This is a genomic window from Streptomyces sp. NPDC008139 (assembly GCF_042957025.1).
In the GTDB taxonomy this organism is placed as follows: domain Bacteria; phylum Actinomycetota; class Actinomycetes; order Streptomycetales; family Streptomycetaceae; genus Actinacidiphila.
Genome location: NZ_JBIBHM010000007.1, coordinates 380,576 through 407,471, shown reverse-complemented (window position 1 = coordinate 407,471; position 26,896 = coordinate 380,576). Strand labels below are relative to the sequence as shown.

Genomic DNA, 26,896 nt, shown 5'->3' with positions numbered 1-26,896 from the left:
CGCTCACCTGGTGGGCGGCGCCCCTCGGTCCGACGCGCCGCCCCTGCCCGCGCTCAGCCGCCCAGCGGGTGCATCCAGCCGTACGGGTCGGCGGCCCGGCCGCCCTGGATGTCGAGAAGCGCCTCCCGTAGGCGCATGGTGACCGCGCCGGGCGCGCCGTCGGCCACCGGCCAGCTCGCGCGGGTGGACTTGACGGACCCGACAGGAGTGATCACGGCGGCGGTGCCGCACGCGAAGACCTCGGTGAGGGTGCCGTCGGCGGCGTCCCGCTTCCAGTCGTCCACGGAGATCCGGCCCTCGCCGACCTCGTAGCCGAGGTCCGCGGCGATGGTGAGGAGGGAGTCGCGCGTGATGCCCGGCAGGAGGGAGCCGGACAGCTCGGGGGTGACGATGCGGTTGCCGTACACGAAGTACAGGTTCATACCGCCCATCTCCTCGATCCAGCGGCGCTCGATCGCGTCGAGCCAGACCACCTGGTCGCAGCCGTGCTCGATGGCCTGGGCCTGGGCGACGAGGGAGGCGGCGTAGTTCCCGCCCGCCTTCGCGGCGCCGGTGCCGCCGGGCGCGGCGCGCACGTACTCCTCGGACAGCCACACCGAGACCGGCTTGACGCCGCCGGAGAAGTAGGAACCGGCCGGGGAGGCGATCACCAGGAAGAGGTACTCGTTGGCCGGGCGCACCCCGAGGCCGACCTCGGTGGCGATCATGAAGGGCCGCAGGTACAGGGACGCCTCGCCCGCGTCCGGCACCCACGCCTTCTCCTGCCTGACCAGCACGTCGCACGCCTCGATGAAGGTCTCGACCGGCAGCTCGGGCATCGACAGGCGGCGCGCGGAGGACTGGAAGCGCCGCGCGTTGGCCTCGGGCCTGAAGGTGGCCACGGTGCCGTCGGGCTGGCGGTACGCCTTCAGGCCCTCGAAGATCGTCTGCGCGTAGTGCAGCGTCATGTTCGCCGGGTCGATCGAGAGCGGGGCGTACGGCACGAGCTGGGCGTCGTGCCAGCCGCGGCCCTCGGTCCACTTGATGGTGACCATGTGGTCGGTGAAGTACCGCCCGAAGCCGGGGTCGGCCAGGATCGCCTCGCGCTCGGCGGCGGCCAGCGGGTGGGCGGAGGGCTTCAGCTCGATCGTGGGTGTCGTCATGTCCGTGTCCTTCGCCGTGTTCGCTGTCGTTCGCCGTCGTTCGCCGTCGTGCGCTGGCAGGTGCTGTCAGCGCAGGTCAGCCGTTGTCGTTCGCCGTCGTGGCGGCGGGGACACCGGGACAGGTCCTAGGACGTCCGAGCATCCGGTCGCACCGCGGCCCCACCGCCGATTATCGCAGCGGTGGGGCCGGGTACCTACAGGTGGGGCCGGGGCAGCCCCTGGCCTCGAGGCCGGACCGCCGCGTCAGGCGGATACCCGGGCGGCCAGCGCGTCGCCGATCGCGACCGTGCTGCGGGCGGGCTGCCCGGTGCGCTCGGACAGGTCGGCCTGGACGGCGGCGTCGATCCGCTCGGCCTCGGCCTCGTAACCGAGGTGCCGCAGGAGCAGGGCGACCGAGAGCACGGTGGCGGTCGGGTCGGCCTTGGACTGGCCCGCGATGTCGGGCGCGGAGCCGTGCACCGGCTCGAACATCGAGGGGAAGTCGCGGCTGGGGTTGATGTTGCCGCTGGCGGCCACGCCGATGCCGCCGGAGACGGCCGCGGCCAGGTCGGTGATGATGTCGCCGAAGAGGTTGTCGGTGACGATCACGTCGAACCGCTCGGGCTGCGTGACGAGGAAGATCGTCGCCGCGTCCACGTGCAGGTAGTCGGTGCTGACCTCGGGGAACTCGGCGCCGACCTGCTCGAAGATCCGGGTCCACAGGTGGCCCGCGTACACGAGCACGTTGTTCTTGTGCACGAGCGTGAGCTTCTTGCGGGGGCGGGCCTGGGCGCGGGCGTACGCGTCGCGCACCACGCGCTCGATGCCGAAGGCGGTGTTCAGGCTGACCTCGGTGGCCACCTCGTGTTCGGTGCCGGTCCTGATCGAGCCGCCGTTGCCGGTGTACGGGCCCTCGGTGCCCTCGCGGACCACGACGAAGTCGATCTCCGGGGTGCCCGCGAGCGGCGAGGCGACACCGGGGAACAGCTTGCTCGGCCGCAGGTTCACATGGTGGTCGAAGGCGAAGCGGAGCTTGAGCAGGAAGCCGCGCTCCAGCACGCCCGACGGCACCGACGGGTCGCCGATCGCGCCCAGCAGGATCGCGTCGTGCGCCTTGAGCCGGCCGAGGTCGTCGTCGGTCAGCGTCTGACCGGTCGCGTGGTAGCGCTTCGCGCCGAAGTCGAACTCCTCCGTCTCCAGCTTGACGTCCTGCGGAAGCACGGCGGCAAGGACCTTGAGGCCCTCCGTCACGACTTCCTGGCCGATTCCGTCACCGGGGATCACTGCGAGGCTGATGCTGCGAGACATGCCGTGCACCCTACTCCGCGTCCCAGCCTCTGACACGGCGTGTCCGCATGCCGGACGACCGGAGGTACCCGGCATCCTGGGCGTCAGCCGGTCGCCACCCCGCGGGCGGCGCCGGCCGCGCGCCGCTCGTGCGAGGTGCGGTCAGCGGGCCTCGTGGCCCGTGCTGCCGCCGTTGTCGCGGCGGTCCATGCTGCGCTGGAGGGCGCGGAGGGCGTTCTGGCGGGCGGTCTCGTCCATGGTGATCAACTCCAGGGAAAACTTGAGGAGATGGATGGCGGTCGCCACGGAACGGGGCGGGGAGCGGGCGCCGCGGGGGTGACCCGCGCGAAGGGCGCTGCTCGCATCCGCCGCTCGCTCGATGGAGCGAGACGTTCGGCTTCTTACAAAGTTAGGTCAGCGTGGCCGTCCTGTCGCCACAATTACTCGGACTTCCTACTATCTGAGACGACCGTCACTCATGAGGAGGCCCCCGCCACCGGATGGGGACCGGTGACGGGGGCCGCTGAGGGCAGGGCGTGGTCAGCCCTGGTGCGGGTAGCGGTAGTCCGTCGGGGGGACCAGCGTCTCCTTGATGGAGCGCGTGGACGTCCAGCGCAGCAGATTCTGCGCGGCGCCCGCCTTGTCGTTGGTGCCCGACGCCCGGCCGCCGCCGAACGGCTGCTGGCCGACAACGGCGCCGGTCGACTTGTCGTTGATGTAGAAGTTGCCCGCGGCGAACCGCAGCTTCTCCATCACGTCGGCCACCGCGGCCCGGTCCTGCGCGATGACCGAGCCGGTCAGGCCGTACGCCGAGACCGACTCCATCTGCGCGAGCATCGTCTCGAAGTCGGCGTCCTCGTAGACGTACACACCGAGCACCGGGCCGAAGTACTCCTCGCGGAAGATCTCGTTGGCCGGGTCGGTGGAGACCAGGACGGTCGGGCGGATGAAGTACCCGACCGAGTCGTCGTACGTGCCGCCCGCGACGACCTCGATCGTGGGGTCGGCCTTGGCGCGGTCGATGGCGGCCTTGTTCTTGGCGAAGGACCGCTCGTCGATGACGGCGCCGAGGAAGTTGGACAGGTCGGTGACGTCGCCCATGGTGATGCCGTCGACCTCGGCCGCGAACTCCTCCTTGAAGCCGCCGTCCCAGATCGAGCGCGGGATGTAGGCGCGGGAGGAGGCCGAGCACTTCTGGCCCTGGTACTCGAAGGAGCCGCGGGTCAGCGCGGTCTTCAGGATCGCGGGGTCGGCGGACGGGTGCGCGACCACGAAGTCCTTGCCGCCGGTCTCGCCGACGATCCGGGGGTAGGACTTGTAGCCCTCGATGTGCTCGCCGACCGTGCGCCACAGGTGCTGGAAGGTCTTGGTGGAGCCGGTGAAGTGGATACCGGCGAGGTCCGGGTGGGTCAGGGCGACCTCGGAGACGGCGATGCCGTTGCCGGTCACCAGGTTGATGACGCCGTCGGGCAGCCCGGCCTCGCGCAGCACCTTCATCAGCAGGACGGCCGAGTGGGTCTGCGTCGGCGACGGCTTCCACACCACGACGTTGCCCATCAGGGCGGGCGCGGTGGGCAGATTGCCCGCGATGGCCGTGAAGTTGAACGGCGTGATCGCGTAGACGAAGCCTTCGAGCGGGCGGTGGTCGAGGCGGTTCCAGACGCCGGGGGCGTTGGCGACCGGCTGCTCGGCCAGGATCTGGCGCGCGAAGTGGACGTTGAACCGCCAGAAGTCGACCAGTTCGCAGGGGCTGTCGATCTCGGCCTGCTGGGCGGTCTTGCCCTGGCCGAGCATCGTGGAGGCCACGATCGTCTCGCGCCAGGGTCCGGCGAGCAGTTCCGCGGCGCGCAGGATGATCGCGGCGCGGTCGTCGAAGGCCATCGCGCGCCAGGCGGGGGCGGCGGCCAGCGCGGCGTCGACCGCGTCCTGCGCGTCCTGGGCAGTGGCCTCGGCGTAGCTGCCGAGCACGGCGCCGTGGTTGTGCGGCTGCACGACGTCGGAGCGCTCGCCGCCGCCCATGCGCTGCTCGCCGCCGATGAACATCGGCAGGTCGACGGGGTTGCCCGCCAGTTCCTTGAGCTTCGCCTCCAGACGGGCGCGCTCCGGGCTGCCCGGCGCGTACGAGTGCACCGGCTCGTTGACCGGCGCGGGAACCTGGGTCACGGCGTCCATGAAGCGTTTCTCCTTCGGTGAAGAAAGGGGGATCAGCGGGCGGGAGTCGACGGGCGGATCAGGGGCCCGGGACCGGCGGGCCGGATCAGCGGGCGGGAAGGAAGGAGCGGAGGAAGAAGGCGAGGTTCGCCGGGCGCTCCGCGAGGCGGCGCATGAAGTATCCGTACCAGTCTGCGCCGTACGGCACATAGATGCGCATACGTTCGCCTTCGTCCGCGAGCCGCCGCTGCTCCGCGGCCCGGATGCCGTACAGCATCTGGAACTCGTACGACCCGGCCGGCCGGTGGTTGCGCGCCGCCAGGTCCTGCGCGATGGCGATCATGCGCGGGTCGTGCGAGCCGACCATCGGGTAGCCGTCGCCCGCGAAGAGGATCCGCAGCGCCCTGACGTACGCCTTGTCCACGTCGGCCTTGGCCTGGAAGGCGACCTCGGCGGGCTCCTTGTACGCGCCCTTGACCAGCCGCACGCGCGAGCCCGCGACCGCCAGCGCGCGGGCGTCGTCCTCGGTGCGGAAAAGATACGACTGGAGGACGGCGCCGGTGCCGGGGTGCTCGCGGCGCAGCTCGTGGAGTATCGCCAGCGTCGAGTCGACGGTGGTGTGGTCCTCCATGTCGAGGGTGACGGTGGTGCCGACCTCGGCGGCGAGTTCGGCGACCCGCCGTACGTTGGCCAGCGCGATGTCGTGGCCGCCGTCGGGCAGCGTCTGGCCGAAGGCGGACAGCTTCACCGACACCTCGGCGCGGCTGCCGAGGCCGTCGTTCCGCAGCGCTTCCAGCAGCCGCAGATACGCGTCCCTGGTGGCCTGCGCGGTGGCGCGGTCGGTGACGTCCTCACCGAGGTGGTCGAGGGTGACGTCGAGGCCGGAGGCGGTGAGCGACCGCACGGTGTCCATCGCGGGGCGCAGTTCGTCGCCCGCGATGAAGCGGTTCACCACGGGACGGGTGACGGGTGCGGCGGCGACGACGCGGCGCATACGGTCGCTGCGCGAGGCGGCGAGCAACACGGGACCGAGCACGGTGGCTCCTCCGGGACGAGGGCGGTACGAGGGAACGGCCGTCTCCGGCCGTCGCCCCGAATCTAGGATTCGCCTACCCGTTGGACCAGCGACACCTGTCACGCATCAGGGGGTGGTCCCTCATACAGATGTATGAGGGAGAATGGACGAGTGCGTAGTGACTACGGCGGCAGCGGCGGTTTCAGTGGCTTCGGCGGCGATCTCCAGGAGCTGGTCGACGAGGTGTCGGCGCTGCTGGGGGCGCCCGCGACCTTGGAGGACCGGGACTTCCGGCTGATCGCCTTCGGCGTGCACGACGGTGACGACGGCGCGATGGACCCGGTGCGAACCCGGTCGATCCTCACGCGCGGCTCCACCACCGAGGTCCGCGCCTGGTTCGAGCAGTTCGGCATCACCCGCGCCACCGGGCCGGTACGGATTCCGGCCGCGCCCTCGGCGGGCGTCTTCCGCGGCAGACTCTGCCTGCCCGTGCGGCACGGCGGCGTGGTGCACGGCTACGTCTGGCTGCTGGACGAGGCCGAGCACACCGCCACCCAGCTCGACGCGGCGATGGCGGTGGCCGCCAGGATCGGCGACCGGCTCGCGGTGACGGCCCGCGAGGGCGCGGGCACCGGCCGGGCACTGCGCGACCTGCTGACCGCCCGCACCCGCGCCGCCCGCGACAACGCGGAGGACGCGCTGCGTACGGCGCTCGGCCCGGACGCCGACGAGCCGCACGCGCTGGTCTGCATCCGGCCGCCGTCCGGCGGCGAGGACGACCTGCCGGGGCCGCGGACGATCCCGTCGGCCGCCGCGCTCTGTTTCGTGCCGGGCCCGCGCGGCGACTGCGTCGCGCTGCTGGTGCGGCTGCGCACCGTACAACTGCTGGCCACCGCCAGGTCGGCGGCGGCGCGGGTACTCGGGGCGGTGGCCTCGGAGGGCGCGGTGGCCGGGGTCAGCGACGGGCGCAAGTCGCTCGCGGAGCTGCCGGAGGCGTGGCGGGAGGCGGGGGACGCCGCGCGCGCCGCGCTCGCCCAGCCGCTGCACGGGCCGATCGCGAAGTGGTCGGGCATCGGCCCCTACCGCTTACTGACCGCGCTCCCGGCGGACGTCCCGCCGGACCCGGTGATCGCCCCTTTGCTCTCCCCCGCGCACCGCGAACTGGCCCACACCGCAGAGGCGTTCCTCGACAACGCCGGGCAGGCCGGCCGCACCGCCACCGCGCTGGCCATCCACCGCCAGACCCTCTACTACCGGCTCTCGCGCATCGAGCAGTTGACCGGCCTCGACCTGGCCGACGGCGAGTCGCGGCTGCTGCTCCATATGGCCCTGAAGGCGGCGCGGCTGTAGGGCGGCCGGAGATACGACGGCGCCGCCCCCACACCCGGTGGGAGGCGGCGCCGTCGTACGCGTGCGGACCGTCAGTCCGTCAGGTTCACCGCGCGGGCGGACGTCGCGCCGATCTCCGCCGCGATGTCGCTGAGGACACCGGCCGGGATCGTGGAGTCGACAGTGAGGGCGACCAGCGCGTCGCCGCCGGCGGCGGCGCGGGCGACCTGCATACCGGCGATGTTGACGCCGACCTCGCCGAGGATCCGGCCGAGGGTGCCGACGACGCCGGGGCGGTCGGTGTAGCGCAGGAAGGCCATGTGGTCGGCGAGCACCAGGTCGGTGTCGACGTCGCCGACCGCGACGATCTTCTGGATGTTCTTCGGGCCGGCCAGCGTGCCGGAGACCGAGACCTCGGTGCCGTCGGCGAGCGTGCCGCGCACCGTCACCAGATTGCGGTGGTTGGGCGACTCGGAGCTGGTGGTGAGGCGGACCTCGACCCCGCGCTCCTGCGCGAACAGCGGCGCGTTGACGTAGGAGACCGTCTCGGCGACGACATCCTCGAACACGCCCTTGAGCGCGCTGAGTTCCAGCACCTTCACGTCGTGCTGGGTGATCTCGCCGGAGACCTCGACGTCGAGGCGGGCCGCGACCTCCCCGGCCAGCGCGGTGAAGATCCGGCCGAGCTTCTCGGCGAGCGGCAGACCGGGCTTGACGTCTTCGGCGATGACGCCGCCCTGGACGTTGACCGCGTCCGGGACCAGCTCACCGGCGAGCGCGAGGCGCACCGAGCGGGCGACGGCGATGCCCGCCTTCTCCTGCGCCTCGTCGGTGGAGGCGCCCAGGTGCGGGGTGGCCACCACGTTGTCGAACTGGAACAGCGGGGAGTCGGTGCACGGCTCCTTGCTGTATACGTCGAGACCCGCGCCCGCGACCCGGCCCTCCTTGAGCGCCGAGGCCAGCGCCTCCTCGTCCACGATCCCGCCGCGCGCGGCGTTCACGATCCGGACCGACGGCTTGACCTTGTGCAGCGCCTCGTCACCGATCAGGCCGAGCGTCTCGGGCGTCTTGGGCAGGTGCACGGTGATGAAGTCCGCGGTTTCGAGCAGCTCGTCCAGCGTGAGCAGCTTGACGCCCATCTGCGCGGCGCGCGCGGGCTGCACGTAGGGGTCGTACGCGACGATGTTCATCCCGAAGGCGGACATCCGCTGGGCGACCAGCACGCCGATCCGGCCGAGGCCGACGACGCCGAGGGTCTTCTCGCTCAGCTCGACGCCGGTGTACTTGTTCCGCTTCCACTCGCCGTTCTTGAGCGCGGCGTTGGCCGGGGCGATGTTGCGCGCGCTGGCGATGATCAGACCGCAGGCCAGCTCGGCGGCGGTCACGATGTTGGAGGTCGGCGCGTTGACGACCATGACGCCGGCCTTGGTGGCGGCGGAGACGTCGACGTTGTCGAGGCCGACGCCCGCGCGGGCGACGACCCGGAGTTTGCTCGCGGCGGCCACGGCTTCCGCGTCGACCTTGGTGGCGCTGCGGATCAAGATCGCGTCGACATCGGTGATCGCGGACAGCAGATCGGCTCGGTCCGCCCCGTTGCAGTGCCGGATCTCGAAGTCCGGGCCGAGCGCGTCCACCGTGGCGGGCGACAGCTCTTCTGCGATGAGTACGACAGGCTTCTGGCTCACGTGGTCCTCACTTGTCCTTCGTGGGCGGCCGGTCCCGCGGTCGCTCCAGGGAGGGAGGGGATGGCATGCCGCGTGGAAGACGCACGACGCTGTGAGCCTGACGCGCTTGTTAAGGCAGTGTATCGGCGCGTTGACGGGCACCCTACGCCTTGGTGTAAGGATCACCCGAAGGTGGTTGTACGCCACGGCCAAGGGGCTTCTCACCCGCCGGACAGACCCCTTGGGCCGCCCGGCGGCCGAGAGCCCCCGAGACCGCGGGAGGGGTGTTACGCCTCTTCGTCGACCCAGCTCATCAGCTTGCGCAGCTTGCGGCCGGTCGTCTCCAGCAGGTGGTCCTCGTCGGCCTTCTTGTACTCGTTGTACTTCGGCAGACCGGCGTTGTACTCGGCGATCCAGTTGTTGGCGAAGGTGCCGTCCTGGATCTCGCCGAGGATCTTCTTCATCTCGGCCTTGGTGTTCTCGTTGATGATCCGCGGGCCGGAGACGTAGTCGCCCCACTCGGCGGTCTCGGAGACCGACCAGCGCATCTTCTCCAGGCCGCCCTCGTACATGAGGTCCACGATCAGCTTCAGCTCGTGGAGGCACTCGAAGTACGCGATCTCCGGCTGGTAGCCCGCCTCGACCAGGGTCTCGAAGCCGGCCTTGACCAGCGCGGAGGTGCCGCCGCACAGGACCGCCTGCTCGCCGAAGAGGTCGGTCTCGGTCTCCTCGGTGAAGGTGGTCTTGATGACGCCGGCGCGGGTGCCGCCGATGCCCTTGGCGTACGACAGGGCCAGCGGGAAGCCCTTGCCGGTGGCGTCCTGCTCGACGGCGGCGATGCAGGGCACGCCGCGGCCTTCCTCGTACTGACGGCGGACCAGGTGGCCGGGGCCCTTGGGGGCGACCATGCACACGTCGACACCGGCCGGCGGCTTGATGAAGCCGAACCGGATGTTGAGGCCGTGGCCGAAGAAGAGGGCGTCGCCGTCCTTCAGGTTGTCCTTGATGGACTCCTCGTAGACCTTGGCCTGGATCGGGTCCGGGACCAGGATCATGATCACGTCGGCCTCGGCGGCGGCCTCGGCCACCGACACCACACGCAGGCCCTGCTCCTCGGCCACGGTCTTGGACTTGGAGCCCTCGTGCAGACCGACGCGCACGTCGACGCCCGAGTCACGCAGCGACAGCGCGTGGGCGTGGCCCTGGCTGCCGTATCCGATGACCGCGACCTTGCGGCCCTGGATGATGGACAGGTCGGCGTCGTCGTCGTAGAACAGCTCGGCCACTTCGGGTCTCTCCTTGGATCGGGTTGTACGGCCCACCGTACGACGGGTGGGGACACGGGGGTTGCGGGGTCTCGCCATACGGATTCGGGCGAGGAGGCGTTACGTGACGCCGCGGTGCTACGCGGAGCGGTCCAGCGCGCGCAGGCTGCGGTCGGTGATGGAACGGGCGCCCCGGCCGACGGCGATGGTGCCGGACTGGACGAGTTCCTTGATGCCGAAGGGCTCCAGCATCTTGAGCATGGCCTCCAGCTTGTCGGCGCCGCCGGTGGCCTCGATGGTGACGGCCTCCGGGGAGACGTCCACGGTCTTGGCGCGGAAGAGCTGGACGATCTCCACGATCTGGGAGCGCGAGTCGTTGTCGGCCCGCACCTTCACCAGAACGAGTTCGCGCTGAACCGCCGACGCGGGGTCGAGTTCGACGATCTTCAGCACGTTGACGAGCTTGTTGAGCTGCTTGGTGACCTGCTCCAACGGCAGTTCGTCCAGCACGTTGACCACGATGGTGATGCGGGAGATCTCGGGGTGCTCGGTGGTGCCGACCGCGAGGGAGTCGATGTTGAAGCCGCGCCGGGAGAACAGCGCGGTGATCCGGGCGAGGACACCGGGCTTGTTCTCCACCAGGACGGAGAGGGTGTGCTTGGACATGGTCGGGATTCCTTCTCTCACGTGTCCGCGGTCGCTTCAGTCGTCCAGCTCGTCGCTGAAGTCCGGGCGGACGTCGCGGGCGGCCATGATCTCGTCGTTGGAGGTGCCTGCGGCGACCATCGGCCACACCATCGCGTCCTCGTGGACGATGAAGTCCACGACGACGGGGCGGTCGTTGATGGAGTTGGCCTTGGCGATGACCGCGTCCAGCTCCTCGGGGGTCTCGCAGCGCAAGCCCACGCAGCCCATCGCCTCGGACAGCTTCACGAAGTCCGGGACGCGGGTGCCGCGGTTCTGGATGGAGCCGACGCCCTGCGTGGAGCCGGGGACGTTCTCGGCGCCGGAGTGCAGCACGGTGTTGGAGAACCGCTCGCCGTAGAAGAGGTTCTGCCACTGGCGGACCATGCCCAGCGCGCCGTTGTTGATGATCGCAATCTTGATCGGGATGTTGTTGAGCGCGCAGGTGACCAGTTCCTGGTTGGTCATCTGGAAGCAGCCGTCGCCGTCGATCGCCCAGACCGTGGCCTCGGGGCGGCCGGCCTTGGCGCCCATGGCGGCCGGGACCGCGTAGCCCATGGTGCCCGCGCCGCCGGAGTTGAACCAGGTGGAGGGCTTCTCGTACTTGATGAACTGGGCGGCCCACATCTGGTGCTGGCCGACGCCCGCGGCGAACAGCGTGCCCTCCGGGGCGAGTTGGCCGATCCGCTCGATGACCTGCTGCGGGGACAGACTGCCGTCGGAGGGCAGGTCGTAGCCGAGCGGGTAGGTGTTGCGCCAGAAGTTCAGGTGCTCCCACCAGCCGGTGTAGTCGCCCTTGTGACCGGCCTCGTGGTCGGCCTGGACGGCGACGATCAGATCGGCGAGCACCTCGCGGGCGTCACCGACGATCGGGACGTCCGCGACGCGGTTCTTGGAGATCTCGGCCGGGTCGATGTCGGCGTGCACGATCTTGGCGTACGGCGCGAAGGTGTCGAGGCGGCCGGTGACGCGGTCGTCGAAGCGGGCGCCGAGGGCGACGATCAGGTCGGCCTTCTGGAGCGCGGTGACCGCGGCGACGTCGCCGTGCATGCCGGGCATGCCGACGTGCTGCGGGTGGCTGTCGGGGAAGGAGCCGAGCGCCATCAAGGTGGTGGTGACGGGCGCGCCGGTCAGTTCTGCGAGGATGCGCAGCTCGCCGGTGGCGCGGGCCTTCATGACGCCGCCGCCGACGTAGAGCACGGGGCGCTTGGCCTCGTTGATCAGCCGGGCGGCCTCGCGGATCTGCTTGGCGTGCGGCTTGGTCACCGGACGGTAGCCGGGCAGGTCCTGCTGCGGCGGCCAGGAGAACGTCGTCTCGTTCTGCATCGCGTCCTTGGCGATGTCGACCAGGACCGGGCCGGGGCGGCCGGTGGAGGCGATGTGGAACGCCTCGGCGATGGTGCGCGGGATGTCGGCCGCGTCGGTGACCAGGAAGTTGTGCTTGGTGATCGGCATGGTGATGCCGCAGATGTCCGCCTCCTGGAAGGCGTCGGTCCCGATGGCCTTGGCGGCGACCTGCCCGGTGATGGCGACGATCGGCACCGAGTCCATGTGGGCGTCGGCGATCGGCGTCACGAGGTTGGTCGCGCCGGGGCCCGAGGTGGCCATGCACACGCCGACCTTGCCGGTGGCCTGTGCGTAGCCGGTGGCGGCGTGACCCGCGCCCTGCTCGTGCCTGACCAGGATGTGCCGGACCTTCGCGGAGTCCATGAGCGGGTCGTACGCGGGCAGGATCGCGCCCCCGGGAATGCCGAATACCGTGTCGGCGCCAACGGCCTCGAGGGAGCGGATGAGCGACTGCGCGCCCGTCATGCGCTCGGGGGTGGCTGCTGCGGCGGGAGCCGCGCTGCGGGTCCGCGGCTGCGGATGGTGGGACCCGTTGGCCTGCTCGGTCATCTGCGTTCTCTTCTCTCGAAGATGGGGGTGATGAGGGTTTTGTGGGGGTGTCCGACGGGGGCCGGACAACAAAAAACCCCTCGTGCCGTGAGGCAAGCGAGGGGAGCGCGTCGGTGCGTGTGCGAGGCTGTACGGCCTCGGTCAGCCGACGCGCTTTCCAAGTACGAGAATTCGGGTGCGCATGGCCTTGACCTTCCTCCCGGACCCCGGCGGGTGTCAAGCCGGTGGGACACGCGTCTCAGTATTTGAGCGACGCGAGGGCAGCGGAAGTCCGTTCGATGTGACCTGTTCACGGGGTGTTTCCCGCGGTACGGGATAGCCCCCGCGGGTCAGCGAGCCGCGCAGCCGGTGCTCGTCCAGCGGCCCGGAGAAGGCCATGCCCTGGCCGTGCGTACAGCCCATGTCGCGCAGGACGTGCAGCTGCTCGGGGCGGTCCACGCCGTCGGCGACGCTGCCCACGCCCAGGTCGTGGGCGATCCGCAGCAGACCGCGGGTGATCTTGTGCAGCCGGGCCGACTCCACGACGCCCTCCACGAAGCAGCGGTCGAGCTTGACGAGGTCGACGGGGAGCCTGCGCAGCGCGGTGAGCGAGGCGTAGCCGCCGCCGAAGCCGCCGAGCGCGATCCGTACGCCCATCCTGCGCAGCGCGGACAGCCGCCGCTCCAGGTCGTCCAGGGCGATCCGGGGGTCACCGCCCGCCAGCTCCAGGACGAGGCCGCCGGGGGGCAGTCCGTGGCGGGTGAGCATGGTCTCGATGCCGGACACGGGGAGGTCGCGGTGGAGCAGGCGGTGGGCGGGGAGCCGGACGGCGACGGGGACGGTGTGACCGGCCCCGTACCGCAGCGCCGCCTGCTCCACCGCCTGTTCCAGCAGCCACCGCCCCAGCTCTAAGGACCGGTCGGTGTCCTCGGTGGCGCGCAGGAATTCGGCGGGGGTGAAGAGGATGCCCTGCGCGGACCGCCAGCGGGCCTGCGCCTCGACGGAGGTGACCCGGCCGCTGTCCAGTTCCACCACGGGCTGGTGGAGCAGGGTGAACTCGCCGTCGTGCAGCGCCTTGCGGAGCCTGCCGGCCAGTTCGGTGCGGCGGACGACGTCGGCCTGCATCTGCGGTGCGTAGACCTCGACGCGGCCCTTGCCCGCCTGCTTGGCGCGGTACATCGCCAGGTCCGCGTTGCGCATCAGCTCGCCGGGGGTGGCGCCGGGTTCGGCGAAGGCGATGCCGATGCTGGCGGCGACCCGTACCTCGCCGCCCTCCACCCCGTACGGCTCGCAGAGCACCGATCGCAGGCGTTCCGCGATGTCGAGGATCTGGAACTCGCGCTCACGCGGGTCGGCGCTGGCACCGCAGACCAGGGCGGCGAACTCGTCGCCGCCGAGCCGGGCCGCGGTGTCGCCGGAGCGCAGCGCGTCCCGTATCCGCCGGGCGGCCTGGACGAGCAGTTCGTCGCCCGCCTGGTGGCCGACCGTGTCGTTGACGGCCTTGAAGCCGTCGAGGTCGACGTAGAGCAGGGCGGCGTGGGCGTCACCGGCCCGCCGGCCGCTCAGGGCGCGGGTGACGCGCTCGGTGAACAGCGCGCGGTTGGGCAGGTCGGTGAGCGGGTCGTGCGAGGCGTTGTGCTGCAACTGGGCCTGGAGCCTGACGCGTTCGGTGACGTCCCGGCTGTTGAAGATCAGGCCGCCCTGGTAGCGGTTGACGCTGGACTCGACGCTGAGCCAGCAGTCGTCGGCCATCGAGCCGTCCTGGTTGCGGGTGTGGCCGGAGCGGATGCGGCACTCGATCCGGGTGGCGGGTTCGTCGCCGGGCGGCGCGGCGAGGAATCTGCGGACCTCGTGGACGACGCGTCCCAGGTCGTCGGGGTGGATGTGCGCGGCCAGTTCGGTGCCGACCAGTTCCTCCGGGTCACGGCCGTAGACGCCCTGCGCGGCGGGGCTGACGTAGCGCAGCACTCCGGTGGGCGCGGCGATCATGATGACGTCGCTCGACCCCTGGACCAGGGAGCGGAAGTGGTTCTCCTTCTGGGCCAGTTCCTGGGTGAGCGAGATGTTGTCGAGCAGCATGATGCCCTGGCGTACGACGAGGGCGAGGACGACGGTGCAGCCGGTGAAGAGGACGACGCGGTCGCACTTCTGGCCGGTTATCACGTTGTAGAGGATGCCGAGGGTGCAGACGGCGGCGGCCAGATACGGCGTGAGGGCGGCGAGCGAGCCGGTGACCTTGCGGGTCGCGGTGGCGGTGCGCCGCACCGGGTCGGTGCGGGTGCCGGTCCACGGCGCGTATGCCAGCAGCATGCTGCCCGCGAACCAGCCCGCGTCGAGGATCTGGCCCGAGCGGTAGTGCTCGCGCAGGATCGGCGAGGTGAACAGGGCGTCGCACAGCACGGTCATGGCGAGCGCGGCGATGGCGGTGTTGACCGCGGCGCGGTTGGCGGCCGAGCGCCGGAAGTGCAGTGCGAGCACCATGCTGACCAGGACGATGTCCAGCAGCGGGTAGGCCAGCGAGAGCGCCATGCGGGCGGTGCTCGGGCCGTCCCAGGCCGCGGTGTGGGCCAGCGCCAGGCTCCACGACAAGGTGAGCAGCGAGCCGCCGATCAGCGACGCGTCCAGCGCCAGGCAGACCCAACCGGCCCTGGTGACCGGGCGTTTGGCCAGGACGAGCAGGCCGATGATGGCGGGCGGCGCGAACATCAGGAAGCAGAAGTCGGCGGCGGAGGTCTGCGGCACCGGGCGGCGCAGCACCACCTCGTACCAGCCCCAGATGCCGTTGCCGAGCGCGACCATCGCGGAGGAGACCGCGAACAGCAGCCAGGCGGGGCGGTGTTGGCCGCAGACCTTGCGCGCGTAGACCAGCGAGGAGACGGTGGCGGTGGCCGCGGCGGCGGAGAGGCCGAAGTCACCCATGACCAGGGCGACTTCGCTGGAGCCCCAGCCGAGCACGGCGCCGGTGGTGTAGCCGCCGCACAGGACCGCGACCAGCAGTTGGGGCAGCAGGCCCGCCCCCCGGCCGCCGCGCGCCGAAGGGCGGGCGAGCACCGCCCCGGTGGAACTCACCGTGCGGTCCGGTGTCGTCGGCGCGGGCCGAACGGCCGCGGTGTGCTGCTCAGTACGGCGCTCTGGGCCCGCGCGCTGGAGTGACCGGAGTAAGTCCATTGGCCGTGCATCGCCCGTCGCCCCCCTTCACTTGCTCGTCGTTCACATCACCGTGGCCGTCCCTCCCGGCCCCGGTGAGTCCCCCGATCGGGACGATACACCAGATCCGTCACTCAGGGACATAGTTCCTCTACTCAGCGTAACCACAGGGAAGATGGCGGATGCGCGTGCGGTCGCCGCGTGCCGAAGGGCCGTCCTCCCCCGTGCTGTAGGCGTGCCCGCCCCGCATCACGAATACGCATCGGCCGCGCGCGGGGCGTCTCGGTCGGGCCATCGGCCGGTCAGCCGGTCGGTGGGCCGGCCGGTCAGCTCGTCGCGACGACGTTCTCCAGCGGTTCACCGGCCGCGAAGCGTACGAGCTGCTCGCGGATCAGCCGCTGGGCGCGCGGCATGAAGGCGGAGGTGCTGCCGCCCACGTGCGGGCTGATCAGCACGCCCGGCGCGTGCCACAACGGGTGCCCCGCGGGCAGCGGTTCGGGGTCGGTGACGTCGAGCGCCGCGGTCAGCCGCCCCGCCCCGGTCTCGGCGAGCAGCGCCTCGGTGTCGACGACCGGGCCGCGCGCCATGTTCACCAGCAGCGCGCCGTCCTTCATCCGGGCCAGGAACTCCGCGCCGGCCAGGCCGCGGGTCTGCTCGGTCAGCGGGGTGGTGAGCACCACCACGTCGGCGGACGGAAGGAGGCGCGGCAGCTCCGAGAGGGCGTGCACCGGTCCGCGCGGCGCGTTCCTGGCGCCGCGCGCCACCCGCACCACCTCGCACTCGAACGGGATCAGCCGCTCCTCGACGGCCGCGCCGATCGAGCCGTACCCGACGATCAGCACCTCGCGGTCGGCGAGCGCCGGGTAGAAACCGCCGTGCCACTCCTCGGCGTCCTGGCCGCGCACGAAGCGCGGGATGCCGCGCAGCGAGGCGAGGACGAGCGCGAGGGCGAGCTCCGCGGTGCTCGCCTCGTGCACCCCGCGCGCGTTGCACAGGCTCACGCCGGGCGGCAGTCGCTCCAGGTGCGGCAGGATGTGGTCCACTCCGGCGCTGAGCGTCTGCACGGCGCGCACCCCGGTCATCCGCGGCAGCGGCAGCGCTCCCGCGGTCGCGCCCTTCATGTAGGGGACGACGTAGAAGGCGGCGTCCGCCGGGTCGGCGGGGAAGTCGCCGTCACCGTCCCAGAAGACGTACTCGAAGGCGTCCGGCAGTCCGTCCACGCCCTCGGGCGGCACGGAGAGCCACACCTGGGGACGGCGGTCTCGGGTCATGTCGTTCATGGTCAGGAGGCTATGACACAGTGGGGCGGCGGCTGGGATCGGTCCGGCGGATCACGAACGGCCCTTTGAGGGAGGACGGTCGGGTGGAGCGCAGGACAATCGGTGCAGCAGCTCTCGAAGTGGGCGCCGTGGGCCTGGGATGCATGCCGATGAGCTGGGCGTACAGCACCTCGCGCCAGGACGGCGAGACGTCGCTGCGGGCCGTGCACACCGCGCTCGACTCGGGTTCGACGCTGCTGGACACCGCCGACATGTACGGCCCGTTCACCAACGAGCTTCTGCTGGGGCGGGTGTTGAGGGAGCGGCGGCGCGACGCGTTCGTCTCCACCAAGTGCGGGCTGCTCGTCGGCGAGCAGCACATCGTCGCCAACGGACGCCCCGGGTACGTCAAACGCGCCTGCGACGCGTCGCTGCGCCGCCTCCAGACCGACGTCATCGACCTCTACCAGCTCCACCGGGTGGACGCCGAGGTGCCCATCGAGGAGACCTGGGGCGCGATGGCGGAACTGGTCGCGGCGGGCAAGGTGCGGGCGCTGGGCCTGTGCGCGGTCGGCGCGCGCGGCAACCGCCGTACCGGCGCGCACCTGCACGACGAGACGATCCGGCACCTCGTACGCGCCCAGCAGGTCTTCCCGGTCAGCTGTGTGCAGGCCGAGCTGTCGGTGTGGGCGGCCGAGGCCCTGGAGTCGCTGCTGCCGTGGTGCGCGGCGCGCGGGATCGGCTTCATGGCCGCGATGCCGTTGGGCAACGGCTTCCTCACCGGCACGCTGACGCCAGGCGGCGGTTTCGAGCCGGACGACCTGCGCGCCCGGCATCCGCGCTTCACCGCCGAGATGATGGCCGCCAACCAGCCCGTGGTGGCCGGACTGCGCCGGGTGGCCCAGCGGCACGACGCGACCGCCGCCCAGGTCGCCCTGGCCTGGGTCCTCGCCCAGGGGCCGCACGTCGTGCCGGTCCCCGGCGCCAAGTCGGCCCGCTGGACGGCCGAGAACGCCGGAGCCGCGCGGCTGCGGCTCACCTCGGACGACCTGTCGGAGATCGCGGAGCTGCCCGCCGCGCGCGGCTCGTGGGACTGACGCGGGTCTGCCGTACGGCCCCGGCGGGTACGGGTGATCGGCGGGCGGGACGCCGCTCGCGTGTGATGTGCTGGGGCGAAACGAGGGAGTGAGCGCCATGAGGTCTTGGAGCGCAGTGCACCGCGGACCGGTCCGCCGGACGGCGGCCGGGACCATGGCCGCCGTGGCCGTACTCGTCCTCGGCGGCTGCTCGTCGGACGGCCCGAATCTCGTCACTCCCCGGCCGTCGGGCAGTGGCGCCTCGCCGTCCGCGCCCTCCCCGAGCGGCGGCACGGCCGGGACCACCGCGCCGCCCACCAGCCCGTCGGAGTCCGCCGCGCCCGCCAAGGGCACCGCGAAGGTGACCGGCACCGTCGCCTCCGGGCTCGACACCCCGTGGGGTGTCGCGACGCTGCCCGACGGCACCATGCTGGTCGGCTCCCGCGACACCGGCCGGATCGTCCGCGTGGACCCGGTCAAGAAGACCACCAGCGCGGTCGGCACCGTGCCCGGCGTCCAGGCGGGCGGCGAGGGCGGCCTGCTCGGCCTCGCGGTCTCCCCCGACTTCGGCTCCGACCGGCTCGTCTACGCGTACTTCACGACCGCGTCGGACAACCGCATCGTCCGCATGCTGTACGACACCTCGCACGCCGAGGGCCAGCAACTCGGCGCCCCCGACACGATCCTGCGGGGCATCCCCAGCGGCACCATCCACAACGGCGGGCGGATCGCCTTCGGCCCCGACAAGATGCTGTACGCCGGGACCGGTGAGACCAACCAGCGCGGGCTCGCGCAGGACAAGTCCTCGCTCGCCGGGAAGATCCTGCGGATGACGCCCGACGGGCAGCCGCCGAAGGACAACCCCACGCCCGGCTCCCTCGACTACTCCGACGGCCACCGCAATGTGGAGGGCCTGGCCTGGGACGACAAGGGCCGCCTGTGGGCCTCGGAGTTCGGCCAGGACACCTGGGACGAGCTGAATCTCATCGAGCCCGGCAAGAACTACGGCTGGCCGGTCGTCGAGGGCATCGCGCACCGCGCGGGGTACGTCGACCCCGTCGTACAGTGGCACACCGACCAGGCGTCGCCCAGCGGGATCGCCTACGCCGCCGGGTCCATCTGGATGGCCGCCCTCCACGGCGCCCGGCTGTGGCGCATCCCCCTCGACGGCACCCGCACCGCCGCCGCCCCGCAGTCCTTCTTCACCGGCACCTACGGCCGCCTGCGCACCGTCGTCGCCGCCGACGACGGCACCTTGTACCTGACGACCAGCAACACCGACGGCCGCGGCACCCCCGCCAAGGGCGACGACCGCATCCTGCACCTCACGGTGAGCTGACCCGCGCGGGCGGCGTCAGGACGCCGCCGGGGCGAAGAGATTCAGCCGGTGGGCCAGCGCGGCGGCCTCACCGCGGGTGGACAGCGAAAGCTTGGCGAGGATGTTGGAGACGTGGACGCTCGCCGTCTTGGGTGAGATGAACAGGACTTCGGCGACCTGACGGTTGGTGAGGCCGTCGGCGACCAGGCGGAGCACGTCGCGTTCACGGGCGGTGAGCCCGAGGGATTCGACGGGGTCCGCGGCGGGAGGCGCGGGGCTGTCCAGAGGCAGGCGACCGCGCTGGGCCAGTCGGGTGATCCGGTCGCGCAGGGGGCGCGCGGCGAAGGCGTCCGCCGTCGCGTACGCCTGCGCGAGCAGGCACCCGGCCTCCTCACGGCCCTCGGACCCCGCGGCCAGCAGCGCCTCGGCGTGCCGGTGGCGTACGGCGGCCAGTTCGTACGGCCGTTCCTGGCGGGCGAAGGCGAGCGCGGCGGCGGCCCACAGGTCGGGCTCCGTACGGCCTTCTGCGCGGGCCAGTTCGGCGTCGACCACCAAGGCGTACGCCTCGGCGAGCGGCGTCGGCCGGGACAGCTCGCGGGCGGCGGCGCGGATACGTTCCAGGACGCGCGGGTCGGCGGCGCCGTCGGCCTCGGCGGCGGCTCCCGCGGCGAGCAGAGGCCAGGCGAAGCGGGTGGTACCGGTGGCGAAGCCGCTGTCGATCGCGCCGAGGAGTTCGCGGCGCGCGTCGTCGAACCGGCCCTGGGCCGAGGCCAGTTGGAGTGCCAGGGTGCGGCTCGGGATGAGGTGCTGCGGCTGCGTGTCGTGGAGGAGGCCGGCCCGGGCGGCGGCCTGGTAGCGGACGGCGGCCTCGGTGTCGCCGAGCAGCAGGGCGAGGAATCCGTGGTGCATCTCGATGCCCGCGCGCGGATACGAGCCGTCGGCGTACCGCAGCGCCTCGGCGAGGGCGACGGCGGCCTCCGCGTACCGGCCGAGGGAGATCAGCGACTCGCCCTCGTTGGTGAGCAGCCACGAGCGGATGCCGAGCGAGACGCGCGCGCCGATCAGCCGCTGGCCCTCGCGGGCGACGGCGACCGCCTCGCGGGAGCGGCCCGCGCCCTCCAGGACGGAGGACAGATTGCCGTAGGTGCGGGCGATGGCGCCGGGCACCGCGTGGTCGCCGCTGAGCAGCCGCCGTACCTCCTCGACCTCCGCGATGCCGCCGTCGATGTCACCGCCGTCGGCCTGGAGCAGGCCGAGGGTGACGCGGGCGTGCAGTTCGGTGTCGCGGGCGCCGGCCTGCCGGGCGTACTCGACGGCGCGGCACCCGATGTCGATGCCCTCGGCGCCGGATTTGTGCACCATGATCCAGCTCGCGATCATCGTGAGGACCTCGGCGTGCGCGGCGGACGGCGGCTGGCCGCGGACCAGTTCGCGGGCGCGCGACAGCTCGTCCCAGCCGTCGCCGCGGCCGAGCGCCTCGGTGACCCGGGAGCGCTGCGCCCAGAACCAGGCGGCGCGCAGCGGGTCGTCTCCGCTGTCGTCGCGGTCCATCAGCCGCAGTGCCCGCTTGGCCATCGCGTGCGCGCGTTCCCGCTCGCCGCCGAGCCGGGCGGCGACGGTGACCTCGGCGAGCAGGTCGAGCAGGCTCAGCGGGGTGTCGGGGTGGCAGCCGCACGCCGGGTACGCCTCCGCGTAGTCGGCGGGCCGCAGCTCGGCGCGGGTCTCCTCGGGGGCGTCGTCCCACAGTTCGAGCGCGCGTTCCAGCAGCCGGTACTGCTCGGCGTACGCGTGCCGCCGCCTGGCCTCGACGGAGGCGCGCAGGACGGCGGGCAGCGCTTTGGCCGGGTCGTGGGCGGCGTACCAGTAACTGGCGAGCCGCGCGGCCCGCTCGTCGGCGCGGACGAGCGTCGGGTCGGCCTCGACGGCCTGCGCGTACCGCCGGTTGATCCGGCTGCGCTCGCCGGGCAGCAGGTCGTCGCCGACGGCCTCGCGGACCAGGGAGTGCCGGAAGCGGTAGCCCTCACCGCTGTCGGAGGGCAGCAGGATGTTGGCGCCCACGGCGGTGCGCAGCGCGTCCAGCAGGGCGTCCTCGTCCAGTCCCGTGATGGCTTCGAGCAGCCGGTACTCCACCGTGCTGCCGCCTTCCGCGACGAATTTCGCCACCCGCTGGGCGTCGTCAGACAGCGCCTCGACGCGGACCAGCAGCAGGTCGCGGAGGGATTCGCTGATGCCGGTGGCGCAGCCGCGGGTGATGCTGCACGCCAGCTCCTCGACGAAGAAGGGGTTGCCGTCCGAGCGGGTGAAGACCTCGTCCACGACGGCGTCCGCGGGCTCCGCGCCGAGGATCGACGCGAGCTGACGGCGCACTTCGGCGCGGCTGAAGCGCGGCAGCTCGATGCGCTTGACGGTCCGCAGCCGGTCGGTCTCGGCGAGGAAGGGCCGCAGCGGGTGCCTGCGGTGGATGTCGTCGGCGCGGTAGGTGCCCGCGATCAGCACGCGGGCGCGCTGGAGCGAGCGGAAGAGATACGCCAGCAGCTCGCGGGTGGAGCGGTCGGCCCAGTGCAGGTCCTCCAGGACGACGACGAGCGTACGGTCGGCGCCGAGCCGTTCCAGCAGGCGGGCGGTGAGCTCGAAGAGGCGGACCCGGCCGTCCTCGTCGTGCGGGTCGCGCGGCAGGCCGCCGCCGGATTCGGCCAGCTCGGGCAGCAGCCGGGCCAGCTCGGCCTCCTGCCCGGCCGCGGCGGCCGTCAGCTCGGCGCCGAGCGCCCGGTACAGGGCGCGCAGCGCCGTCGAGATCGGGGCGAACGGCAGTCCGTCCGCGCCGATCTCCACGCAGCCGCCGACCGCGGTGACCGCTCCGGCCGCCCGCGCGGCGGCCACGAATTCCTCGGTCAGCCGGGTCTTGCCGACCCCGGCCTCCCCGCCGATCAGCACCGCCTGCGGCTCCCCCGCCGCCGCGGCGGCCAGCGCGGCGCCGAGCTTCGCCAGCTCGGCGTCACGGCCAATGAACTCGGGACTCAGCGACTGCGTCTGCACGCTGCCGAGCATCGCACGCCCACGCCTTCCCCCGACACCGATTACCCGGGCGGCGCCTTGCCCGTCCCTCCCGCCCGGCGCGGGAGAGGGGCCGCCCGCCGGGGGCGGCCCCTGCGCCCGCGCACCCGGCAGCGCGGTCGCGGTGGTCCCGGCCGACGCCGGGGCCGGGCTCGGCGGAATCATGCGGCGTGGTGGCGGGCTCGGCCGCGGGACGGGCGCGGGGAGGCGGGGGCCTCCGCGGCCGAGTCCGCCTCGGTGCCGGTGCGGGCGGCGGTCCTGGTGGTCCTGCGGTTCCTGCGGGCGGCGTCACGGGCGGCCTTGGCGTCCCGGGCCAGCCGCCAGGCGTCGGCGCGGTGCTGGAGGTCGTCACGGCGGGCCTGCTGGAGTTCGTAAGCGAACATCGGTCTCTCCCCTTGGATGATGTGCTTGTTCCGATGCCACAAGCTTCGTCTCCAAGGGGGTCCCGCCACATCGGGCAGTTGCCGCAACTCTCGGCCTCAGGGGGCCTTAGACGGCCGCCCCGTACGGGGTGCGGGTGCCTTAGACGCTCACCGCGCGGGGGTCAGGACGCGGGGACCGTAGGGGGGTCAGGACGCGGGGACCTTAGGGAGGTCGGCGAATACGTCGAACCACATGGCGCCCGCGATGAGCAGGCCGATGAAGGCCAGGACGACACCGCCCCAGGCCAGCGCCTGGCTCCAGTGGCCGCGGGCGGCGCGGGCCCGGGAGGCCGGGTGCAGCAGCACCCCGCCGCAGACGATCAGCGCGACGACCGCGAAGATGCCGTTGACCAGGGCGATCGCGTGCCAGGGCGTGCCGTATCCGGCGGCGATCTGCTGCTTGGCGGTGCCGCTGGACGTCTTGATCTGGCCGATCAGGCCCTGCCGCTGGGAGACGACGTTGCTGAGCCAGGTGCCGGTGAGCGAGGACAGCGCGAGCGCGGCGCCCGCGACGGCGGCGGCGCCGGTCACGATGGCGGAGGCGGCGGACGGCGCCGCGGGCTCCGCGGCGAGGGCGTCGTCCTCCTCGTCGTCGCCGGCTCCGTCGCCGATCACCTCGTAGTCGGTCTCGTCCACGACTTCGAGGTCGGCCGCGGTCTCCGCGGCGGGGGTGCCGGGCTTCTCCTGCGCGGGCTCGGTCCCGCTCTCGGTCTCGGCGTCGGTCACTGTGGGGGGCTTGGTGGTCTCCATGGTCCGCACCGTAGGGATGCTTTCTGAGAGCGGACTGAGAGTCGTCTGAGAGTGCCCGCCTCAACCTGTGAGATCCGCTGTCCACATCCCGGCCGGGCCCGGCCGAGGCCGCCCCCGGCGAAGTGGGCTGCCCACGGCGACGGGGGCCGCCCACGGCCGAGGGCGGCCCCCGCCACGGGGAACCGCCCTCGTAGAACCGTCCAGCACACGCGGGCGGCCTGGCCTCAGCCCTGCACGCCCAGCTTCTCCAGCACCAGCTCACGGACCCGCTTCGCGTCCGCCTGCCCGCGCGTGAGCTTCATGACGGCGCCGATCAGCGCACCCGCCGCGGCCAGGTTGCCGCCACGGATCTTGTCCGCGATCGCCGCGTTGGCCGCGATGGCCTCGTCCACGGCCGCGCCCAGGGCGCCGTCGTCGGACACGACCTTCAGGCCGCGCTTGTCGACCACCTGGTCGGGGTCGCCCTCGCCCGCGAGGACGCCCTCGATGACCTGGCGGGCCAGCTTGTCGTTGAGGTCGCCCGCCGAGACCAGCGCCGCGACCCTGGCCACCTGCGCCGGGGTGATCGGCACTTCGGCCAGCTCGGTGCCGGACTCGTTGGCGTGCCGGGCCAGCTCGCCCATCCACCACTTACGGGCCGCCGCCGCGTCCGCGCCCTCGTCGATGGTGGCGAGGATCAGGTCGAGCGCGCCCGCGTTGAGCACCGACTGCATCTCGTGGTCGGCGATGCCCCAGCTCTCCTGGAGCCGCTTGCGGCGCAGCCGCGGCAGCTCGGGCAGCCCGGCGCGCAGCTCCTCGACCCAGTCACGGGCCGGAGCGACCGGCACCAGGTCGGGCTCGGGGAAGTACCGGTAGTCCTCGGCCTCCTCCTTGATCCGGCCGGAGGTCGTCGACCCGTCCTCCTCGTGGAAGTGCCGGGTCTCCTGGAGGATCGTGCCGCCGGAGGACAGCACCGCCGCGTGCCGCTGGATCTCGAAGCGGGCCGCCCGCTCCACACTGCGCAGCGAGTTGACGTTCTTGGTCTCGCTGCGGGTGCCGAACTTCTCCCGCCCGTGCGGGCGCAGCGACAAGTTCACGTCGCAGCGCATCTGGCCCTGCTCCATCCGGGCCTCGGACACGCCCAGCGCCTTGATCAGCTCGCGCAGCTCGGCGACGTACGCCTTGGCGACCTCGGGAGCGCGCGCGCCCGCTCCCTCGATCGGCTTGGTGACGATCTCGATCAGCGGGATGCCCGCGCGGTTGTAGTCCAGCAGCGAGTGCGAGGCGCCGTGGATCCGCCCGGTGGCACCGCCGACGTGCAGCGACTTGCCGGTGTCCTCCTCCATGTGGGCGCGTTCGATCTGCACCCGGAAGACCTCGCCGTCCTCCAACTGGACGTCCAGATAGCCGTTGTACGCGATCGGCTCGTCGTACTGCGAGGTCTGGAAGTTCTTCGGCATGTCCGGGTAGAAGTAGTTCTTCCGGGCGAAGCGGCACCACTGCGCGATGTCGCAGTTGAGCGCGAGGCCGATCTTGATCGCGGACTCCACGCCGACCGCGTTGACCACCGGCAGCGCGCCGGGCAGGCCAAGACAGGTCGGGCAGGTCTGCGAGTTGGGGTCGGCGCCCAGTTCGGTCGAGCAGCCGCAGAACATCTTGGTCCTGGTGCCCAGCTCGACATGGACCTCAAGGCCCATCACCGGGTCGTACGACGCCAGCGCGTCCTCGTAGGACAGCAGCTCCGTGACGGTCACAGTTCCCTCTACCTTCTCAGTCCGTCCGGTCAGCCGGTCAGGATGTCGTCGTCGTTCGCCTGGCGCAGCTCGCGGATGAGCAGGGCGACGCCGGTGGCCACCGCGGCCACCCGGATCAGGCCGTCGACCAACTGGAGGGTGTCCTGCTCGCCGCGGGCGGTGCGGATCTTCTTGATGTTGCTGAAGGCCGCGAAGAGCGTGCTGCCGATGGCCAGGTACGTGCCCGGCTTGCCCTTCTTCTTCACGGTGCTCATAGCTGGGGTGCCTCCTCTAGCAAGGGGTGGCCCCACTTCTTCACGAAGGCGGCCTCGACGGCGGCGCCGACCCGGTAGAGCCGGTCGTCCTTGAGTGCGGGTGCGATGATCTGGAGTCCCACCGGCAGCCCGTCCTCGGGGGCCAGTCCGCAGGGCAGCGACATCGCCGCGTTGCCCGCGAGGTTCGCGGGGATGGTGCACAGGTCCGCGAGGTACATCGCCATCGGGTCGTCGGCGCGCTCGCCGATCGGGAAGGCGGTGGTCGGCGTCGTCGGCGAGACGATCACGTCGACGCTCTCGAAGGCCTTCTCGAAGTCCCGCGTGATCAGCGTGCGGACCTTCTGCGCCGAGCCGTAGTACGCGTCGTAGTAGCCGGAGCTGAGCGCGTACGTGCCGAGCATGATGCGGCGCTTGACCTCGGGGCCGAAGCCCGCGTCACGGGTCAGCGCGGTGACCTCCTCGGCCGACTTCGTGCCGTCGTCGCCGACCCGCAGGCCGTAGCGCATGGCGTCGAAGCGGGCCAGGTTGCTGGAGCACTCCGACGGCGCGATCAGGTAGTACGCGGCGAGCGCGTACGTGAACGACGGGCAGGAGATCTCCACGATCTCGGCGCCCAGGTCGCGCAGCAGCTCCACCGACTCGTTGAAACGCTGGACGACACCGGCCTGGTAGCCCTCGCCGCCGAACTCCTTGACGACGCCGACCCGCAGGCCCGCCACGCTGCCGTTGCGCGCGGCCTCGACGACCGGCGGCACCGGCGCGTCGATGGAGGTGGAGTCGAGCGGGTCGTGCCCGGCCATCACCTCGTGCAGCAGCGCGGCGTCCAGCACCGTACGGGCGCAGGGGCCGCCCTGGTCGAGCGAGGACGAGAAGGCGACCATGCCGTACCGCGAGACGCCGCCGTAGGTGGGCTTCACACCGACCGTCGCGGTCACCGCGGCGGGCTGCCTGATGGAGCCGCCGGTGTCGGTGCCGATGGCCAGCGGCGCCTGGTACGAGGCGAGCGCCGCGGCCGAACCGCCGCCGGAGCCGCCGGGGATACGGGTCAGGTCCCACGGGTTGCCGGTCGGGCCGTACGCGCTGTTCTCCGTCGAGGAGCCCATCGCGAACTCGTCCATGTTGGTCTTGCCGAGGATCACCACGTCGGCGGCCTTCAGCCGCTTCGTGACGGTCGCGTCGTACGGCGGGATCCACCCTTCGAGGATCTTCGAGCCCACGGTGGTGGGCACGCCCTCGGTGGTGAAGATGTCCTTCATCGCCAGCGGCACACCCGCCAGCGGGCCCAGCGGCTCGCCCACCGCGCGCTTGGCGTCCACGGCTCGGGCCTGCCTGAGCGCGCCCTCGCGGTCGACGTGCAGGAAGGCGTGCACCTTCTCGTCGACGGCCTCGATCCTGGCCAGGTGCGCCTCGGTGACCTCGACCGCGGTCAGTTCGCCGGACGCGATCTTCTCCGCCGTCTGAGCGGCGGTCAGCCTGATGATGTCCGTCATGG

Annotated in this window: 20 protein-coding genes; 3 read left to right on the top strand and 17 right to left on the bottom strand. The window is 72.0% G+C overall.

Annotated features, from left to right (window positions below; all coding sequences use genetic code 11):
• Window positions 1–53: 53 nt before the first annotated feature.
• From ACFZBB_RS17380 to ACFZBB_RS17360, 5 genes are all read right to left on the bottom strand, one after another.
• Window positions 54–1,142 carry a branched-chain amino acid aminotransferase gene (locus ACFZBB_RS17380; RefSeq protein WP_355348140.1) on the bottom strand — a complete coding sequence of 363 codons (1,089 nt, stop codon included), beginning with the start codon at window positions 1,140–1,142 and terminating at the stop codon, window positions 54–56.
• A gap of 243 nt (window positions 1,143–1,385) precedes the next feature.
• Complete coding sequence (locus tag ACFZBB_RS17375) at window positions 1,386–2,429, bottom strand: 3-isopropylmalate dehydrogenase (protein ID WP_391044771.1); 1,044 nt, start codon at window positions 2,427–2,429, stop codon at window positions 1,386–1,388.
• A 141-nt stretch (window positions 2,430–2,570) separates the two neighbouring features.
• The gene (locus tag ACFZBB_RS17370; RefSeq protein WP_188284990.1) at window positions 2,571–2,714 is read right to left on the bottom strand and encodes a hypothetical protein; all 144 of its coding nucleotides are present in this window, start codon (window positions 2,712–2,714) and stop codon (window positions 2,571–2,573) included.
• Window positions 2,715–2,948: 234 nt separating this feature from the next.
• Window positions 2,949–4,580, bottom strand: coding sequence for an L-glutamate gamma-semialdehyde dehydrogenase (gene pruA / locus ACFZBB_RS17365; RefSeq protein ID WP_391044767.1), 1,632 nt, complete (start codon window positions 4,578–4,580; stop codon window positions 2,949–2,951).
• 85 nt (window positions 4,581–4,665) lie between these two features.
• Window positions 4,666–5,595 carry a proline dehydrogenase family protein gene (locus ACFZBB_RS17360; protein WP_355348129.1) on the bottom strand — a complete coding sequence of 310 codons (930 nt, stop codon included), beginning with the start codon at window positions 5,593–5,595 and terminating at the stop codon, window positions 4,666–4,668.
• Window positions 5,596–5,727: 132 nt separating this feature from the next.
• Between ACFZBB_RS17360 and ACFZBB_RS17355 the strand changes: the two genes are divergently transcribed.
• Complete coding sequence (locus ACFZBB_RS17355; protein WP_391122960.1) at window positions 5,728–6,924, top strand: helix-turn-helix domain-containing protein; 1,197 nt, start codon at window positions 5,728–5,730, stop codon at window positions 6,922–6,924.
• Window positions 6,925–6,995: 71 nt separating this feature from the next.
• On the opposite strand, the gene serA is transcribed toward ACFZBB_RS17355, so the two are convergent.
• The 6 genes from serA to ACFZBB_RS17325 form a co-directional block, all read right to left on the bottom strand.
• Window positions 6,996–8,588, bottom strand: a complete 1,593-nt coding sequence (gene serA / locus ACFZBB_RS17350) for a phosphoglycerate dehydrogenase (protein WP_391122956.1) — start codon at window positions 8,586–8,588, stop codon at window positions 6,996–6,998.
• Between the two features lie 266 nt (window positions 8,589–8,854).
• Window positions 8,855–9,853, bottom strand: a complete 999-nt coding sequence (ilvC, locus tag ACFZBB_RS17345; RefSeq protein ID WP_355348120.1) for a ketol-acid reductoisomerase — start codon at window positions 9,851–9,853, stop codon at window positions 8,855–8,857.
• Between the two features lie 117 nt (window positions 9,854–9,970).
• Window positions 9,971–10,498, bottom strand: coding sequence for an acetolactate synthase small subunit (gene ilvN, locus ACFZBB_RS17340; protein WP_188284938.1), 528 nt, complete (start codon window positions 10,496–10,498; stop codon window positions 9,971–9,973).
• A 36-nt stretch (window positions 10,499–10,534) separates the two neighbouring features.
• Window positions 10,535–12,412: an acetolactate synthase large subunit gene (locus ACFZBB_RS17335; RefSeq protein WP_391122953.1), complete on the bottom strand. Its 1,878-nt coding sequence runs from the start codon at window positions 12,410–12,412 to the stop codon at window positions 10,535–10,537.
• Window positions 12,413–12,628: 216 nt separating this feature from the next.
• The gene (locus ACFZBB_RS17330) at window positions 12,629–15,460 is read right to left on the bottom strand and encodes an EAL domain-containing protein (protein ID WP_391122950.1); all 2,832 of its coding nucleotides are present in this window, start codon (window positions 15,458–15,460) and stop codon (window positions 12,629–12,631) included.
• A gap of 404 nt (window positions 15,461–15,864) precedes the next feature.
• A complete protein-coding gene (locus tag ACFZBB_RS17325) occupies window positions 15,865–16,809 on the bottom strand; it encodes an NAD(P)-dependent oxidoreductase (protein WP_391044844.1) in 945 nt (314 codons plus the stop codon).
• A gap of 92 nt (window positions 16,810–16,901) precedes the next feature.
• Between ACFZBB_RS17325 and ACFZBB_RS17320 the strand changes: the two genes are divergently transcribed.
• Window positions 16,902–17,894, top strand: a complete 993-nt coding sequence (locus ACFZBB_RS17320; RefSeq protein ID WP_391122947.1) for an aldo/keto reductase — start codon at window positions 16,902–16,904, stop codon at window positions 17,892–17,894.
• A gap of 97 nt (window positions 17,895–17,991) precedes the next feature.
• Window positions 17,992–19,212: a PQQ-dependent sugar dehydrogenase gene (locus ACFZBB_RS17315; protein WP_391122943.1), complete on the top strand. Its 1,221-nt coding sequence runs from the start codon at window positions 17,992–17,994 to the stop codon at window positions 19,210–19,212.
• Window positions 19,213–19,227: 15 nt separating this feature from the next.
• On the opposite strand, the gene ACFZBB_RS17310 is transcribed toward ACFZBB_RS17315, so the two are convergent.
• The 6 genes from ACFZBB_RS17310 to gatA all read right to left on the bottom strand — a co-directional run bounded on the left by ACFZBB_RS17310 (window position 19,228) and on the right by gatA (window position 26,894).
• Window positions 19,228–22,239, bottom strand: coding sequence for an AAA family ATPase (locus tag ACFZBB_RS17310; RefSeq protein ID WP_391122940.1), 3,012 nt, complete (start codon window positions 22,237–22,239; stop codon window positions 19,228–19,230).
• Window positions 22,240–22,406: 167 nt separating this feature from the next.
• Window positions 22,407–22,628 carry a hypothetical protein gene (locus ACFZBB_RS17305; protein WP_391122937.1) on the bottom strand — a complete coding sequence of 74 codons (222 nt, stop codon included), beginning with the start codon at window positions 22,626–22,628 and terminating at the stop codon, window positions 22,407–22,409.
• Between the two features lie 186 nt (window positions 22,629–22,814).
• Window positions 22,815–23,417: a hypothetical protein gene (locus ACFZBB_RS17300; protein WP_391122934.1), complete on the bottom strand. Its 603-nt coding sequence runs from the start codon at window positions 23,415–23,417 to the stop codon at window positions 22,815–22,817.
• Between the two features lie 224 nt (window positions 23,418–23,641).
• The gene (gatB, locus tag ACFZBB_RS17295) at window positions 23,642–25,150 is read right to left on the bottom strand and encodes an Asp-tRNA(Asn)/Glu-tRNA(Gln) amidotransferase subunit GatB (protein WP_391122931.1); all 1,509 of its coding nucleotides are present in this window, start codon (window positions 25,148–25,150) and stop codon (window positions 23,642–23,644) included.
• Between the two features lie 29 nt (window positions 25,151–25,179).
• A complete protein-coding gene (locus ACFZBB_RS17290) occupies window positions 25,180–25,404 on the bottom strand; it encodes a hypothetical protein (protein ID WP_391122928.1) in 225 nt (74 codons plus the stop codon).
• Window positions 25,401–26,894 carry an Asp-tRNA(Asn)/Glu-tRNA(Gln) amidotransferase subunit GatA gene (gene gatA, locus ACFZBB_RS17285; RefSeq protein WP_391122925.1) on the bottom strand — a complete coding sequence of 498 codons (1,494 nt, stop codon included), beginning with the start codon at window positions 26,892–26,894 and terminating at the stop codon, window positions 25,401–25,403. The genes ACFZBB_RS17290 and gatA overlap by 4 nt, the downstream gene beginning before the upstream one ends.
• Between the last annotated feature and the right edge of the window lie 2 nt (window positions 26,895–26,896).